Origin of the sequence: Halosimplex marinum, assembly GCF_051414075.1 — an archaeon.
Taxonomy (GTDB): domain Archaea; phylum Halobacteriota; class Halobacteria; order Halobacteriales; family Haloarculaceae; genus Halosimplex; species Halosimplex marinum.
In genome coordinates this window covers 1,054,587-1,069,585 of the sequence record NZ_JBLKNY010000003.1, presented here as the reverse complement: position 1 = coordinate 1,069,585, position 14,999 = coordinate 1,054,587, and the positions used below count along the sequence as shown (strand labels likewise).

The 14,999-nt window shown below is 70.7% G+C and carries 15 protein-coding genes; 11 read left to right on the top strand and 4 right to left on the bottom strand.

The annotated features are described in order from the left end of the window. Nucleotides 1–3: 3 nt before the first annotated feature. On the bottom strand, nt 4–1,128 hold the full coding sequence (locus ACMGFI_RS06385; protein ID WP_436908247.1) for a nucleotidyl transferase family protein: 1,125 nt from the start codon (nt 1,126–1,128) through the stop codon (nt 4–6). Nucleotides 1,129–1,309: 181 nt separating this feature from the next. On the opposite strand from ACMGFI_RS06385, the gene ACMGFI_RS06380 reads away from it, so the two are divergent. Further along, nucleotides 1,310–2,560, top strand: a complete 1,251-nt coding sequence (locus tag ACMGFI_RS06380; RefSeq protein WP_436908246.1) for a hypothetical protein — start codon at nt 1,310–1,312, stop codon at nt 2,558–2,560. 75 nt (nt 2,561–2,635) lie between these two features. Then, the gene (locus ACMGFI_RS06375; protein WP_436908244.1) at nt 2,636–3,646 is read left to right on the top strand and encodes a threonine aldolase family protein; all 1,011 of its coding nucleotides are present in this window, start codon (nt 2,636–2,638) and stop codon (nt 3,644–3,646) included. 104 nt (nt 3,647–3,750) lie between these two features. Here the strand turns inward: ACMGFI_RS06375 and ACMGFI_RS06370 are convergent, their stop codons facing one another. After that, nucleotides 3,751–3,903 carry a DUF7859 family protein gene (locus tag ACMGFI_RS06370; protein WP_436908242.1) on the bottom strand — a complete coding sequence of 51 codons (153 nt, stop codon included), beginning with the start codon at nt 3,901–3,903 and terminating at the stop codon, nt 3,751–3,753. A 200-nt stretch (nt 3,904–4,103) separates the two neighbouring features. Between ACMGFI_RS06370 and ACMGFI_RS06365 the strand changes: the two genes are divergently transcribed. Next, nucleotides 4,104–4,733 (top strand): ArsR/SmtB family transcription factor, encoded by a 630-nt coding sequence (locus ACMGFI_RS06365; protein WP_436908240.1) that lies wholly within the window; start codon nt 4,104–4,106, stop codon nt 4,731–4,733. Nucleotides 4,734–4,897: 164 nt separating this feature from the next. On the opposite strand, the gene ACMGFI_RS06360 is transcribed toward ACMGFI_RS06365, so the two are convergent. Next, nucleotides 4,898–5,440: a metallophosphoesterase gene (locus ACMGFI_RS06360; RefSeq protein ID WP_436908239.1), complete on the bottom strand. Its 543-nt coding sequence runs from the start codon at nt 5,438–5,440 to the stop codon at nt 4,898–4,900. 82 nt (nt 5,441–5,522) lie between these two features. Here ACMGFI_RS06360 and ACMGFI_RS06355 point away from each other — a divergent pair, with 82 nt between their 5' ends. The 6 genes from ACMGFI_RS06355 (at nt 5,523) to ACMGFI_RS06330 (ending at nt 11,665) form a co-directional block, all read left to right on the top strand. Continuing rightward, nucleotides 5,523–6,482: a cation diffusion facilitator family transporter gene (locus ACMGFI_RS06355; protein WP_436908238.1), complete on the top strand. Its 960-nt coding sequence runs from the start codon at nt 5,523–5,525 to the stop codon at nt 6,480–6,482. Between the two features lie 91 nt (nt 6,483–6,573). After that, nucleotides 6,574–8,817: an ATP-dependent DNA helicase gene (locus tag ACMGFI_RS06350; protein ID WP_436908236.1), complete on the top strand. Its 2,244-nt coding sequence runs from the start codon at nt 6,574–6,576 to the stop codon at nt 8,815–8,817. Nucleotides 8,818–9,206: 389 nt separating this feature from the next. Beyond that, on the top strand, nt 9,207–9,686 hold the full coding sequence (locus ACMGFI_RS06345) for a GyrI-like domain-containing protein (protein ID WP_436908234.1): 480 nt from the start codon (nt 9,207–9,209) through the stop codon (nt 9,684–9,686). Between the two features lie 239 nt (nt 9,687–9,925). Further along, a complete protein-coding gene (hisH, locus tag ACMGFI_RS06340) occupies nt 9,926–10,576 on the top strand; it encodes an imidazole glycerol phosphate synthase subunit HisH (protein ID WP_436908233.1) in 651 nt (216 codons plus the stop codon). 99 nt (nt 10,577–10,675) lie between these two features. Next, nucleotides 10,676–11,185 carry a DUF8173 domain-containing protein gene (locus ACMGFI_RS06335; protein WP_436908231.1) on the top strand — a complete coding sequence of 170 codons (510 nt, stop codon included), beginning with the start codon at nt 10,676–10,678 and terminating at the stop codon, nt 11,183–11,185. A gap of 87 nt (nt 11,186–11,272) precedes the next feature. Further along, on the top strand, nt 11,273–11,665 hold the full coding sequence (locus tag ACMGFI_RS06330; RefSeq protein ID WP_436908229.1) for a hypothetical protein: 393 nt from the start codon (nt 11,273–11,275) through the stop codon (nt 11,663–11,665). A 39-nt stretch (nt 11,666–11,704) separates the two neighbouring features. Here ACMGFI_RS06330 and ACMGFI_RS06325 read toward each other — a convergent pair whose 3' ends face one another. After that, nucleotides 11,705–13,558 (bottom strand): sensor histidine kinase, encoded by a 1,854-nt coding sequence (locus tag ACMGFI_RS06325; RefSeq protein WP_436908227.1) that lies wholly within the window; start codon nt 13,556–13,558, stop codon nt 11,705–11,707. A gap of 191 nt (nt 13,559–13,749) precedes the next feature. Here ACMGFI_RS06325 and ACMGFI_RS06320 point away from each other — a divergent pair, with 191 nt between their 5' ends. Further along, entirely contained in the window at nt 13,750–13,926 is a 177-nt protein-coding gene (locus tag ACMGFI_RS06320; protein ID WP_436908226.1) for a ribbon-helix-helix domain-containing protein, read from the top strand. Next, nucleotides 13,923–14,636, top strand: coding sequence for a queuosine precursor transporter (locus tag ACMGFI_RS06315; protein ID WP_436908224.1), 714 nt, complete (start codon nt 13,923–13,925; stop codon nt 14,634–14,636). Before ACMGFI_RS06320 ends, ACMGFI_RS06315 begins: the two co-directional genes overlap by 4 nt. Nucleotides 14,637–14,999: the final 363 nt, after the last annotated feature.

Sequence of the window (14,999 nt, the reverse complement as noted above, 5' to 3'; positions counted from 1 at the left end):
CGCTCAGTCGCCGGTCGCCCGCCAGCGCTCGGCCAGTTCGACGGCGAACTCGGCGTACTCCGCTCGCGCCGCCCTCCACGCCTCGCCGCCGGCCTCACAGGCCGATTCCAGCCGGTCCAGCCGCTCGGCGCCGTACCGCGAGGCGAGACACATCGCCTGAAACACGGGGGAACGGTCGGGGTCGCCGCCCGAGTCACTCGCGATCCGCTCGCGGATCTCGTCGGAGCCCATCGCGAGCGAGACGCCCGACCCCGGGATCGACTTGGCCATCTTCGGCGCGCCGCCGAAGCCGGGGAGCATCCGGGTGTACAGCCCCGCCACGCCGCCGTCGACGGGCGCGGCGTCGCGGAACCGCCGCGCCATCCCGGTGAGGTGGTGCTCGTCGACCCCGAACTGGAGGACCAGCCGCTCGTACTCGCCGGCGTACAGCGGGTGGAGGAAGTCGACGCCGTGGAGGACGGCGCTGTGGGCGTCGGCCGCCTCCGAGGTCGGCCCCGAGCGGGCGACCGCGGCGGTCCCCGGCCCGCGGTCGCCCTCGGCGCTCTCGTAGGCCTCGCGCACCGCCCGTTCCCACTCGGTCGGCGGGGGATCGCCGTCCGGCGAGTCGTCGTCGGCGTCGTCTCCCGGTTCGTCGCCGCTATCCTCTCCGTGGCCCCACGCCTCCGGGTCGTAGTAGGGCGCCAGCAACTGCGCGGTGTGCATCACGTCGCGGGCCTCGCTCTGGGTGCGGAGCCGGCCGCGGTCGGGGTCGAACCCCAGGTCGAGGGCGAACTCCCGGTACCGCTCGGCCAGCCGTCGCACGCGGTCGAGGGGCGCCCCGGCGTGATAGGGCTCCAGGTCTGCGAGGACGAACTGCACGTCGAGCCCCGCCCCCTGGAGCGCGACGGCCGTCAGGAACTGGCCGACCGTCCCCAGGTGGGGCGGGCCGGTCATCCCGACGCCGCTCGCGATGAGCGTCCCGCCCCGGTCGGGCTCGACGGTCTCGTCGGTTCCCGCGAGGACGCCCTCCTCGTCGACGGCGACGAACCGCCGCCGCTCGGCGGCCGGTACCGGACCGAGGGCCCCGCCGACGGGTGCGTAGTCGGTTCGCGCACGGACGGTCTCGTAGTGGTCGGGTAGCGTCGTCACGGTCGGACATCGAGCGGGGCACTGAAATGTTAATTTGTGACGAGGTACCGAATAACACACCCGACGGGCATGGACGCGGGTTCGGGAGCGCCACCGCCGGGAGGTGTCGATAGCCCGCGCTTACCGGGGGTTGCGGGGGGCATAACGAAATAGGGAACTCACCCTACGGGGAGAGCGTGCCATGACGGACCGACCACTGCGGAATACGAGGCGAACCTTTCTCGCGTCGAGCGCCCTGGGGGCGCTCTCGGCCGTCGCGACCGGGGCGGCCGCCGGATCGGACGCGGCTGCCGACCCGTCGTTCACCGTCGACTGCTCGCTGGTCCACGTCCAGGACTGGGGGGACACGAACGCCGCCCGGGTGACCTACCGGGACGGCAGCTTCGTCGAGATCAACGAGGTCGGGCGGGGCCGGACCCAGTCGTTCGGGTCGCCCGGCCGGGTCGTCGAGGCCGTCAGCTTCCGGACCGACGACGGCGTCGTCCGCGCCGAGAACGACGCCGCGGACTGCGACCCCGCCGACCGCGCGGTCACGTTCACCGACTCCCGGGTGACCGTCCGGCCCAACGAGTTCCTCGACATGGACGGGTCCCCGGGGAAGCTCATGTCGCAGGTCGACCTCGACTTCGTGGACGGGACGAGCCAGGAGAAGGTCCACCTCGACGACCCCGGAGGGACGTTCGTCCCGGACGTGTACCGCGGCACGGGCGAACACGAGGGGAAGGTCGTCGAGGCCATCCGGATCTTCTACGACGTCAACTACGTCGACCACTACATCCGAAACCCCGCCGCGGACAAACACCTCCTCGGGAAGGCCACGCCCCAGGAGCGCCTCGTCGAGGTGATGGGCGCGACCGAGGGGGCGATCTCCTACGATTTCACCGTCGACGGCCCCGTCAGCGGCGTGGATCTGGGCGGCGGCCGCGGCGCCTCGCCCGGCGGGAACGACGACATCACCGACAACGGGGACGGGACCACCTCCGTCTCGGGGTTCACGGGCAACCCGGGCGAGAGCGACGTGTACGCCGTCGGGGGCGAGATCACCGACTTCACCCAGACGGACGGCGGCGGCGACTACGTCCTCCGCGAGGCCGAGTGGCGGATCCGCGAGGACGCGGCCCCCGCGACGGACCTCCTCTCGGTCGTCGCCACGGAGGCGGGTGAGGTCTCCTACGAGTTCACCGTCGACGGGGTCGTCCGGAAGGTCACCAACGCCGGGCGGAAGCGCTCGGCCGGCGACAACGACGCGGTGACCGACAACGGGGACGGGACCGCGACGGTCGACGGGTTCACCGGCGACCCCGGGTGGGGCGACACCTACGCCGTCACCGGCGACGTGACCGACTTCGCGCGGACCGGCGGGGAGGCGGCCTTCTACGTCGACTACAACGGCCACGAACTGACGCCCGAGGAACTGGTCGCCCGGCACTGACGGCCGCCGCGGGGCGGCCGGCCGAACCCGTCCCGACGAGCCACCTATTTCTCCGTCGAGCGCGAATCCGGGACCGTGATCGACCTGCGTAGCGACACCGTCACGAAGCCGGACGACGCGATGCGCGAGGCCGCCCGCGACGCCGAGGTCGGCGACGACGTGTACGGCGAGGACCCGACGGTCAACGAACTGGAGGCCCGCGTCGCGGACGTGCTGGGCTTCGAAGACGCCCTGCTGGTCCCCTCGGGGACGATGGGCAACCAGGTCGCCGTCCGGACCCACACCGAGCGCGGCCAGGAGGCGATCGTCGAACGCGAGAGCCACGTCTACAAGTGGGAACTCGGCGGCGTCGCCCAGCACTCCGGCGTCCAGCCCCGCCCCGTCGACGGCGACGACCGCGGCGTGGTCGCCCCCGAACGGGTCCGCGAGGCGCACGTCGCGGCGGACGGCCACCGCGCCGGGACCGGCCTGCTCGCCCTGGAGAACACGCACAATAGCAAGGGCGGCACCGCCATCGCCCCCGAGGCCATCGACGCCGCGGCGGCGGTCGCCCGCGAACGCGAGGTGCCGGTCCACCTCGATGGAGCTCGGCTGTTCAACGCCGCCGCGGCGCTGGACGCGCCGGCCGAGCGGTTCACCCGCGAGGTCGACTCGGCGATGGTCTGCCTCTCGAAGGGGCTGGGCGCGCCCGTCGGCTCGGTGCTCGCGGGCTCCGAGGGGTTCGTCGAGCGGGCCCGCCGGACCCGCAAGCTCATGGGCGGCGGGATGCGCCAGGCGGGCATCCTCGCTGCGCCCGGCCTGCGGGCGCTGGAGAACCGCGACCGCCTCGCCGCGGACCACGAGCGGGCCCGCCGGCTGGCCGCGGGGCTGGACGACCTTCCGGGGGTCGACGCGCCGGAACCCGAGACGAACATCGTCGTCGCGGAGACGGTCGACCCCGCCGACGAGGTGGTCGCCGCCTGCGAACGGGAGGGGGTCGGCTGCGTCGCATTCGGCGACTACCGCGTGCGCTTCTGCACGCACTGGGACGTGGACGACGCCGACATCGACGCGGCACTCGCGGGCGTCGAGCGGGCGGTAGACTGATACGGATTATTGCAAGTCATTCCGGGATCGACCGCACGCAGTCGTGCGGTCGGCCCGGGAAACGCTTGCAATAATCCGTATGAGCGGTCGGCGCGGGGCGGCCGCTACTGTCGGCCCCGGTTCATCCCCTCTTTGAACCCCTGGGCGGTCCGGCGGAGGAACAGGTAGACGAGGAACACGAACGTCAGGAGGAGGGCGACGATGAACACGAGGACGGGGTCCTCGAAGAACCACGAGACCAGGTCACCGATCTGCATACGCCGGCCTACCGGAGCGGCGGGCAAAGAGGTTTCGGCACGGCGACAGCCCGCCCGCAGGACGACGGGGCCGCGGCCGGGGCGACCGGGTCACGGGCGGGATCGACCGCCGATCGGCCGGTCGAACCGCCGCGAACGGGGCCTAACGCGCCTGTCAGGTGATAAGACTAATACTGCAAGGGCGCAAAGCGAGACGTGAGATGTCGCTGCTGCCCTCCAAACCCGACACCGCCGCGGCCGAGGACGCGGAGCCGCGGGTCGTCGGCGTCGAGAGCGACGACGCCGACGATCTCCTCTCTGCCCTCTCCTCGGAGACCGCCCGCCGCCTCCTCGGCGAACTCCACGAGTCCCCCGCGCCGCCGGCCGAGCTGGCCGAGCGGGTCGACACCTCGCTGCAGAACGCCCAGTACCACCTGGAGAACCTGGAGGAGGCCGGCGCCGTCGAGGTCGTCGACACGGCCTACTCCCAGAAGGGCCGCGAGATGGACGTGTACGCCCCGGCCGACCAGCCGCTGGTCATCTTCGCCGGCGACCAGGAGGAGTCGACCAGCATCAGGACCGCCCTCTCGCGGTTGCTGGGCGCCGTCGGCCTGCTCGCCGTCGTCAGCCTCGTCGTCGGCACGCTCGCCGGCGGCGGCCTCCCCTCGCTGGGCGCCGGGTCCGACGCGACCGGCGAGGGCGCCGCGGCCGCCGCCCACACCCCGACCCCCGCCGGCGCTCCCGTCGCCTCCACGGGCGTCGTCGAGGGGCTGGGACCGGGCGCCTTCTTCTTCCTCGGGGGCGCCGCCGTGCTCGTCGGCGCCTTCGCCGTCTGGTACGTCCGGTCGTAGCCGCCGCCCCGCGCCCGCTCCGCCCCGCCGACCGGACCCGCCGCGACTCCCGTCAGACAGTGAAACGTCCGTTTGAGTTTCCGCCGGCTACTTTTCTGTCCCCCGCGAAGTGACGGATGCACGCCGCCCCGCCCTGCCCCGCTTCGACCCGCTTCGGCCCGCTGTCACCCCCGCCCGGTGGCGGCGAGGTCGAACTCGTCGAAGACCTCCCCGTCGGGCGCCACCAGCCGGCCGGTCAGTCCCTCCCCGGTCGGCTCCAGTTCCGCGTGGCCCGGACGGTGCCACCGCGGGTCGGCGTGACTCCCCGGGTTCAGGACCGTGACCGCCCCTACCCGTCGCCGCCCCGGCTCGTGGGAGTGCCCGACCACGACGACGTCCGCCCGCTCCTGCCGTCCCAGAAGCGACAGCGACGTGTCGTCGTGCTCGTGGCCGTGGACGACGACGATCCGGACTCCGCCGTGCTCGACGGTTCGCTCCGCCGTCAGTCGCTCGCGGACCCCCGGGTCGTCGTTGTTCCCCGACACCGCGACGAACTCGCCGCCGTCCTCCGTCTCGGCGCCCGCCGCCGCCTCGAACGCGTCCAGCACCGCCGCCGTGGTGAAATCGCCCGCGTGGACCACCAGTTCCGCCTCGCGGACCGCCGTCAGCGTTCGCCCCTCGAGTCGGTGTCCGTCGGTGCCGTGGGTGTCCGAGACGACAGTGATCACGGCCGGAAGGCAGGCGTCGACGGACAAAAACGCCGCGAGTCTAACCCAAGCGTTTTGCCCGGTCCGGTCGACACAACAGGAAATGGCAGGTAGCAGAGGCGTCGTGATCGCGGCGTTGTTCGCGAACGGTGCGATCGCGATTCTGAAGTTCATCGGGTTCCTGTTGACCGCGAGCCCGTCGATGCTCTCGGAGACGTACCACTCGATCTCCGACACGGGCAACCAGGTCTTCCTGCTGATCGGCCTCCGCTTCGGCCGCCGCGAGGCCGACCGTCAACACCCATTCGGCTACGGGAAGGCGCAGTTTTTCTACGCCTTTCTCGTCTCCGTGTTCCTCTTCGGCATCGCGGGCTGGGAATCGCTGAAACACGGGTACCACGTCCTCACGCACGGGGGCACCGAGGCCGGCGGGGCCATCGAGTTCCTCGGGTTCAGCTACGAACCCGCGTTCGGGTTCGACCTGTTCTACGTCAACGTCGCGGTCCTGCTCGCGGCCATCGTCTTCGAGTCCTGGGCGTTCAAGAAGGCCTGGGCCGAGATGCAGCGCCAGATGACTGAGAACGACTGGGGCGGGATCCGGGAGGCGTTCCGCAAGACCAGCGACGTGACGACGCTCACGGCGCTGACCGAGGACACCATCGCGCTGCTGGGGCTGGTCGTCGCACTCCTCGGGATCACCCTCGCGCGAGTGTTCGACGAGCCGTTGTTCGACGCCGCCGGCGCACTGGTCATCGGGGGGATGCTGATGGTGTTCGCCGTCGCGCTCGCCTGGGAGAACAAGCGGCTCATCCTCGGCGAGAGCCTCCCGGCCGACGAGGAGGAGAAGCTCCGCGCGGTCGTGGAGGGGCGCGAGGAGGTCGACCGCATCGTCGACTTCCGGACCGTCTACTTCGGCCCCGAGCGCATCGTCGTCTCGACGGACGTGGAGTTCGCGCCCGGGTTCGACGGCACCGAACTCGACGCGACCATCACCGAGATCGAGGAGGAGATGAAGTCGGTCAACGCGAGCGTCCGCACCGTCTACCTCGAACCCGAGGTGTGAGGTCGGGGACGCCCCCCGGTCGACCGCGCCGGACCACTTCCGCCGCGGTGGGGCTAGGGCTTTTACCCGGGCGCGCGAACACGGACACACAGTGGCGAGCGCGTCAGACCCGGACTATCTACGCTTTTTCCCGTACGAGGAGCCCTACGACCACCAGACGGAGGCGATGGGCACCATCTACGACGCGCTCGCGGAGCCGCGGAACGTCCTGTTCGAGGGCGCCACGGGCACGGGCAAGACACTCGCCGCGCTGGCGCCGGCACTGGAGTACGCCCGCGAGACGTCGAAGACCGTGGTCATCACGACGAACGTCCACCAGCAGATGCGCCAGTTCGTCCGCGAGGCCGCCGCGATCACCGACCAGGAACCGATCCGCGCGGTCGTCTTCCGGGGGAAGGCCTCGATGTGTCACATCGACGTGGGCTACGAGGAGTGTCAGGCCCTGCGCGACACGACCCGGGAACTCGTCGACGCCGAGGAGAACAGAGCCGAGCTCGAAGAACAGCAGCGCGCGCTGCTGGAGGAGAGCCAGGACGGGAGCGCCGAGGCGGTCGACGCCCGCGGCGCCGTGATGGACGAGCTGGAGTCCGTCGAGGAGGAGATCGAACAGATCCGGGAGGAGCGAAACGTCTGCGAGCACTACTACGAGAACCTGACCGCCGACACCGACGCCTTCTACGGCTGGCTCTACGACGACGTGCGCACTCCCGAGGACGTGTACGGTTACGCCGAACGGGAGGGGATGTGCGGCTACGAACTGCTCAAGGAGGGCATGGACGGCGTGGATCTCGTGGTCTGCAACTACCACCACCTCCTGGATCCGATGATCCGCGAGCAGTTCTTCCGGTGGCTGGGCCGCGATCCGGAGGACGTGATCGCCGTCTTCGACGAGGCCCACAACGTCGAGGACGCCGCCCGCGACCACGCCCGCCGCACGCTCACCGAGACGACCCTCGACCAGGCCGTCGACGAACTGGAGGGGAACGACGACCCCCGCGCCGAGGCCGGACTGAACGTCCTCGACACCTTCAGGACGGCGCTGGTCGACGCCTACCAGGAGGCCTTTTCCTTCGGTGAGCGCGAACAGGTCGAGGACAACTGGTACGATCTGTCGATCGACAACGACGACGCCCGCGACGACCTGACGCTTGCCTTCCTGCAAAACTACTCCGGGCCGGGGTTCCGCGAGGAGCTCGACCGGACGCTCGAACTCGCGCGGGAACTCGACCAGTCCTACGAGGAGGCGTACAAGAACGGCGAGACGACCACGCGCCAGGAGTGTCAGACCCTGCAGGCGGCGACGTTCGTCGAGGACTGGCTCGACGAGTCCGCCGCCGAGGGGCAGTACCCCGTCGTCAGCGTCAGGCGGGCGGAGGAGGGCGGCCCGCTGGAGGCCGGCGAGATCTACGGCCGCGCGGAGCTGTACACCTGCATCCCGAGTCAGGTGACGGCGGATCTCTTCGGCGACCTGCACGCCAGCGTGCTGATGAGCGCGACGCTGCGGCCGTTCGACGTGACCGAGGACGTGCTCGGGCTCGACGACCCGGAGACGCTGGCCTACGGGCCGCAGTTCCCGGAGGAGCGCCGCCGTACCTACGCCGTCGACGGACCGGCCCTGTTCGCCAGCAAGCGCGACGACATGGAGGTCCAGTCGACGGTCGCCACCGTTCTGGAGGACGCCGCGCGGTTCACTCCCGGGAACACGCTGGCCTTCTTCCCGAGTTACGCCGAGGCCGAGCGCTACCACCAGCGGGTCGACACGGGCGGCGCGACGTACCTCGACCGCCCGGGCACGAGCGCGAAGGACCTCCGGGAGTCGTTCACCGACGACGACGACGCCGTCCTGTTCACCTCGCTGTGGGGCACCCTCGCCGAGGGGGTGAGCTTCGACGGCGACGACGCCCGGACCGTGGTCGTCGTCGGCGTCCCCTACCCCCACCTCGACGACCGCATGGACGCCGTCCAGGAGGCCTACGACGCCGCCTTCGGCGACGAGGACGAGACCGGCGGTCGCGGCGGCTCGGGGTCGGGGAACCGGGACGACGACGAGGGCGCGGGCTGGCGCTACGCCGTCGAGATCCCCACCGTCCGCAAGACCCGCCAGGCCCTGGGCCGGGTCGTCCGCTCGCCGGAGGACTTCGGCGCCCGGATCCTCCTCGACAGACGCTACACGGAGCGCTCGGAGGTCGAGATGTCCGACTACTCCGTCCGGGGCACCTTCCCGCCGGAGGAGCGCCGGGAGATGGTCGACGTCGACCCCGGGAAGCTCAAGTTCGGGCTGCTGAACTTCTACCAGGACGTGGACGGCTACGACGGCGACCCGCCGCGGCCGTGAGGTCGTCCGCGAGCGAAGCGAGCGGTTCACCGCGCCGAGCGGAGGGAGGCGCGGCTTTTTCGCCACCGGGAGAGCAAGCTCTCCCGAGCCCTGCTTCGCTTCGCTCAGCAGGACCACGTTTTTCGACGAGTGGTGCCGAACGGAGCGAGGAACTCCCGGCGAAATAGGTGGTCTCACCAGGACGTGGACGGCTACGACGGCGACCCGCCGCGGCCGTAGGGCCGGATTACCGGAATCGCGCGCCGGCGAGGCCGAGCATCCGGTGTCGTTCGGACGGCTGAACTCGCAAGCGCAGGTTGCGGGTCGTCCCGGTCTGGACGTCGACTGATCGCCGGGTTGTCTCCCGATTCCGGGCACGTAAGCCGGCATCGCCCCAACGATGGGATGCTATGGTTCTCGACACAGACGAGCCCGAGACGGAACGACACGGCGACTTCACGGTCGCGGGCGTCGCCCACCGGGGGACCGACGTCGACGAGGCCGCGCTGTGGGACTCGATCGACGACTACGCCGACGACCTGGACGACGCGGCGGTCGGCACCGACCGCTACGCGGTGATGTTCGACGTGGACGCGGACAGCGGCGAGTTCACCTACGTCGCCGGCCGCGAGGTCGCGGACACCAGCGACCTCTCGCCGGAGCTGACCGCCGTCGAGATCCCGCAGGCGGCCTACGCCGTCCTCGAACCGGACCACGAGTCCGTCGAGGAGATGGTCCGCGAGATCCACGAGGAGGAACTCCGGGACGACGACCGCGGCGACGACGTCCACGCCCCGGTCTTCGAGCGCTACGACTCCGACCGGGACCCGACGACCGTCGCCGACCGGGAGATCTACGTCCCCGTCCGCGACGAGGACGACGAGTACTGATACGGATTATTGCAAGCGTTTCCCGGGTCGACCGCACGCAGTCGTGCGGTCGATCCCGGAATGACTTGCAATAATCCGTATGAACCGCCCTCGCCGACACGAGCGCCGAGTCGTTCGCGCGGTCGACGACCACCGGCCCGAGTGAGCGTGGGGATTCGACCGGAGCGGTAGCGTTCGCGGTCCCGCCGAAGCTTGCGCGGACGGAAAGCGACTTGACCGGGGTCGCCGTATCGACGGGTATGAACACGCGAGGGACCGCGGCCGAGGTCGTCGTGGTCGACTACGGGCTGGGGAACCTCCGCAGCGTCACGCGCGGGCTCGAACGCGCGGGCGCCGCGGTCGAACTCAGCGACGACCCGGCCGACTTCTCGGGCGCCGACGGGGTCGTCCTCCCGGGCGTCGGCGCCTTCTCCGAGGGCATGGACAACGCCGGCCCCTTCCGCGACGCCCTGGTCGAGCAGGCCGAGGCCGGGACGCCCCTGTTCGGCATCTGCCTCGGGATGCAGATGCTGCTCACGACCAGCGAGGAGGCCGAACGCGAGGGCCAGGGCGACGTGGAGGGGCTGGACCTGGTCCCGGGCCGCAACGTCCGCTTCCGGGGCGACCTGAAGGTGCCCCACATGGGCTGGAACGAACTCGACGCCGCCCGCGACCACCCGCTCGTCGAGGGCGTCGACGGCGAGCACGCCTACTTCGTCCACTCCTACTACGCCGAGCCCGACGACTCCGAGGCCGTGGTCGCCACCACCGACTACGGGACCGACTTCGCATCGATCGTCGCGAACGACCGGGGCAACGTCTTCGGCACGCAGTTCCACCCCGAGAAGTCCGGCGAGACCGGACTCCGTATCCTGCGGAACTTCGTCGACATCTGCGTCGACGGGGTGTAGGGCGGGGGCCGTCGCGTTCGCCTCCCGGCCGCGCCGGACGACCCGGCAGAATCGCCCGCGCCGGTGGGTACTTACGACTCGCCGGCGTCTCTCCCGACTATGCTCGCAGTGCCGGCGGAGTTCGCGGACGTGTTGCTCCAGGTGGACGTGGACGTCGATCTGAACCCGGTCACCGACGTGGTCGGGAGCGCCGTCGGTTCCTTCCTGACGACGCTGGTCGTCGGCGCCATCCTCGTCGCCGTCGCCCCCGCGTTCCTCGAAGACCGGATGGCCGCCGTCGTCGACGACCCCGTCGGCTCGTTCGTCTACGGCTTCCTCGTCCTGATATTCGCCGTGCTCGCGATCATCGTCCTCTTTTTTACGTTCATCGGCATCCCCCTCGCGCTCGGACTCGGCCTGCTCGTGTACCTCGTCTGGGCCGTCGGCGCGACGGTCGCCTTCCTCGCGATCGCCGAGCGCCTCGTCGACCGCGAGGGCGACGACTGGCTGAAACCGCTGGTCGTCGCCGCCGCGCTCAACGGCGGCCTCGTCCTCACCGGCGTCGGCGGGATTCTCGCGTTCTGTATCGGAGCCGCCGGGTTCGGCGCCGTCCTCGAAGACCGTCTCTGAGCGGTTCTGCCGCGGATCCGAACGGGCGCCCCCGTGCCCAACGAGTAAGGTATTCCTACTATCGAGAATCGCACCGTCGACTCTGATATGTACGAGATAGAGGCCGACTCGCGGACGAACCGCCTGTACCTGAACTTCACCGGCCGGATGGACCGCGAGGAGATGGAGACCGCGGCCGACGAGACCGTCGAGACGGCCGAGCGCCTGCGCGAGGGGTTCGATATCATCAACGACCTGTCGGGGTTCACGCCGCCGTCGCCGGAGGCGGCCGAGCCGATCAAGCGCGCCCAGGCCGAGCTGAAGGAGATGGGCGTCGACCGCGTCGTCCGCGTCACCGACGAGGAGACGAGTCAGGTCGTCGTCAACGCCTTCGAACGGCGCTCGCGGGACGTGGGATACAGCGGCGAGACCGCCGACTCCGTCGCCGAGGCCGAGCGCACGCTCGACGAACAGGACGTGTCCGGCTACGCTTCGGCCTGACGGCCCTCGGCCCGCCGGTCGACGGCGGCGCGGCCGGCGCTAGTCCAGGTCGTCGCCGCGGGGGACGCCCGCGAACTCGAAGCGGGCGCCGCCCGCGTCGCTCTCGGTCGCGGCCACCTCCCAGCCGTGGGCCTCGGCGATCTCGCGGACGATGGCCAGGCCGAACCCCGTGCCGTCGTCGTCGGTCGTCACGCCGCGGTCGAACACCTCCCCGCGAACGTCCTCGGGGATACCGGGGCCGTCGTCTTCGACGTAGAAGCCGGCCTCCTCGTCGAGCGTGCCGACGCGGACGGTCACGTCGGAGCCGCCATGTTCGACCCCATTGCGGAAGCAGTTCTCGAACAGGCGGGCCAGCCGGTCGGGGTCGGCCTCGACGGCGTAGGCCCAGTCCTGTTCGAGCGTCGCCACGCCGGTGTCGACGCTCCCCCAGGCGCGGGCGGCGACGGTGGCGCCGTCGAACCACTCCGTCTCCTCGACGCGGCTGCCCTCGCGGGCGTAGTCGAGCACGTCGTCGATGATGGTCCCCATGCGGTCGTGCATCTCCGCGACCGCGTCGAGTTCCGACTCGTCGCCGGTCTGCCGGTAGCGGTCGAGTCGCCCTTCCGCGACGTTCAGCGGGTTGCGCAGGTCGTGGCTGAGGATGCCGGCGAACTCCTCTAAGCGTTCGTTCTGCCGGTCGAGTTCGCGCTCGCGGCGCTTGCGGTCGGTGATGTCGACGGTGATGCCGACGACCCCCTGCAGGCGGCCGTCGTCGTCGTACCACGGCGCCTTGTTCGTCGAGAACCACAGGTCGCGGCCGTGGGGCGGCTGGACGTGTTTCTCCTGGTCGCGCAGGGGCTCGCCCGTCTCCATGATGCGCTCGTTGTCCGCGGCCGCCCGCTCGGCCATGTCGACGGTGTAGAGGTCGAAGTACGTCTTCCCGAGCACGTCCTCGGGGGTGTGCATGATCTTCCCGTCGGTCCCCTCGATGAACGGCTCGACGAGGTCCTCGCTGACGCGGACGTGGCGGCCCCGGCGGTCCTCGAAGTACACCGACATCGGGACGTGCTCCATGACCGAGCGCAACATTGCGCCGTCGTCGTGGTCGGTCCGGCCGTCGTCGGCCCCGGATCCGCCGCCGTCGGTCACCGACGCGACGAGGTAGCCGGTCCCCGCCGAGCGGTCGGCGACGACCTCCACCTCGCTCTTGAAGGGGCCGTCGGGCCCGCGGCAGTGCCACTCGCGGCGCTCGAAGTCGCCGGTCAGCGCCCCCTCGACGAACGTCTCGACCGGATCGGCGGCGTCGCCGTCGACCCACTCCAGATCTTCCTCGCCGGGTTCGCCCCGGCCCCGGCCGCGGTGCTCGTGAGTGAGGTCGGTCTCGCGGAGGTCCGCCAGCGTCGCCGAGTCGAGGTCGGCCGGCGAGAGCGCCCAGTGTTCGAAGAAGGTGTCGTTGGCCTCGCGGACGGCGTAGGTGGCCAGGTCGAACGCGACGACGGCGTCGTCGGAGCGGTCCGCGAGCTGCCAGCCCAGCCGGCCGTGCCCGACGAACTCGCGGACCCGCGAGCGGACCAGCCGCCCGAGGTGGTCGCCGCCGGCCACGTACGCCGCCGCCGGGTCGTCGAGCACCCGGTCGAGCGTTCCGGCGTCGATCCCGCTCGCGGGGTCGAGGACGACCACCGGCGTCGTCCGGTCGACCTCGCGGACCGCGTCGTAGTCGCCCGCGCCCGTCCCGCAGATCAGGCAGTCCGCCCCCGATTCGACGGCCTCGCGGACCCCCGCCGTCCCCTCGCTCGACGGGACCGCCGCCGAGAGCGACCCGGCCGACGCCACCGCGTCGACCGCGGCGTCGCGAACGCCCGACTCGTCGGTGACCACCGCCACCCGCGTCGAGGCGTCACCGGATCGAGACATGACATCGAGTATGCCGGTTCAATCCATAAACGTGCCGCATGGTCAGCCCGTCCGCCGTCGACGGACGCCGGTGGGGCGGCCGACCCCGTCGCGGTAGCCGGCTCACGGCCGCGACGACCGCTCTCGGTCGCGACGGTCCGGTCGGCCGGATCGAACTGCCTATATTCCTCGGGGAGCGCCTGGATAATATCATGCCGAAGATCAGCGTGGAGGTGCCCGAGGAACTGCTCGACGACCTGGACGAGCACGTCGGGGAGGACGGGAAGTTCGTCAACCGCAGCGAGGCCATCCGCGCGTCGATGCGCAAGACGCTCGATATGCTCGACGACATCGACGCCCGCCAGGGCCGCATGGAGGAGGAGCGATGAGCGAGCGCCGCCCCGCGCCCTCGCCGGTCCAGGTCGGGCTGATCGGCCTGTTCGTCACCGCCATCGTCACCGCCCAGCTGACCGCCTCGAAGCTGCTGCAGTTCGGGCTCCCCGTCGAGCTGCCGGTCGTCGGCGGCGCGCTCGTGCTGCCGGGCGCGGCGCTGGCCTACGCCCTGACGTTCTTCGCGTCGGACTGTTACTCGGAGCTGTACGGCCGCAAGGCCGCGACCGTCGTCGTCAACGTCGGCTTCCTGATGAACCTCGTCATGCTCGTGCTCGTCTGGAGCACTATCGAGGCGCCGGCCCTGCCCCAGTCCGCCGCCGGACAGATCGACCTGGCGGCGTTCCGGAACGTGCTCGGGTCGGGCACCGCCATCGTCGTCGCCAGCCTCTCGGCGTACGTCGTCAGTCAGAACTGGGACGTGTTCGCCTTCCACTGGATCCGCGAGGCCACCGACGGGGAGTATCTCTGGCTCCGAAACATCGGCTCGACCGCCACCAGCCAGCTCGTCGACACCGTCATCTTCGTCCTCGTCGGCTTCTACCTCCTGGGGTCGACCCCGCTGTCGACCGCCGTCACCCTCATCGCCGGCCAGTACCTGTTCAAGCTGTTCGTCGCCGTCGCCGACACCCCCTTCGTCTACGCCGTCGTCGGCGCCGTCCGCTCGCGGGACTCCGCCTCCGCGACCGCCTACTCGCGCCCGGAGTGAGTGCGGACCGGGTCGAGTGAGTGGGGACCGTGATCGGTTCGGTGTGCGAGCTGAGCAGTGGTTTCTGCTGATCAAGTTGTGAACGAAATAGTGACGACCGCGACCGCACTCGACGGTGAGCGCTGAAAGCCCTCGGCGCGCTCGCGGTCGCTGTCTCCGAAAATCGGAGATTTTCGGGATGACGAGAGAGCTTCGCTCTCTCGAACCAAGCGGGATATCCGCGCTCTCGGCACCGCCCGCGCGGATAGTGCCCGCTCAGACGACTAAAGTGGACGCGAGCGCGCCTCGCCCTTTCAGTCCACCAGGCCAGCACCGCGACCGCCCCGCAGACAGCCGCACACCTCCCCAGCCGATTGCGCTTCT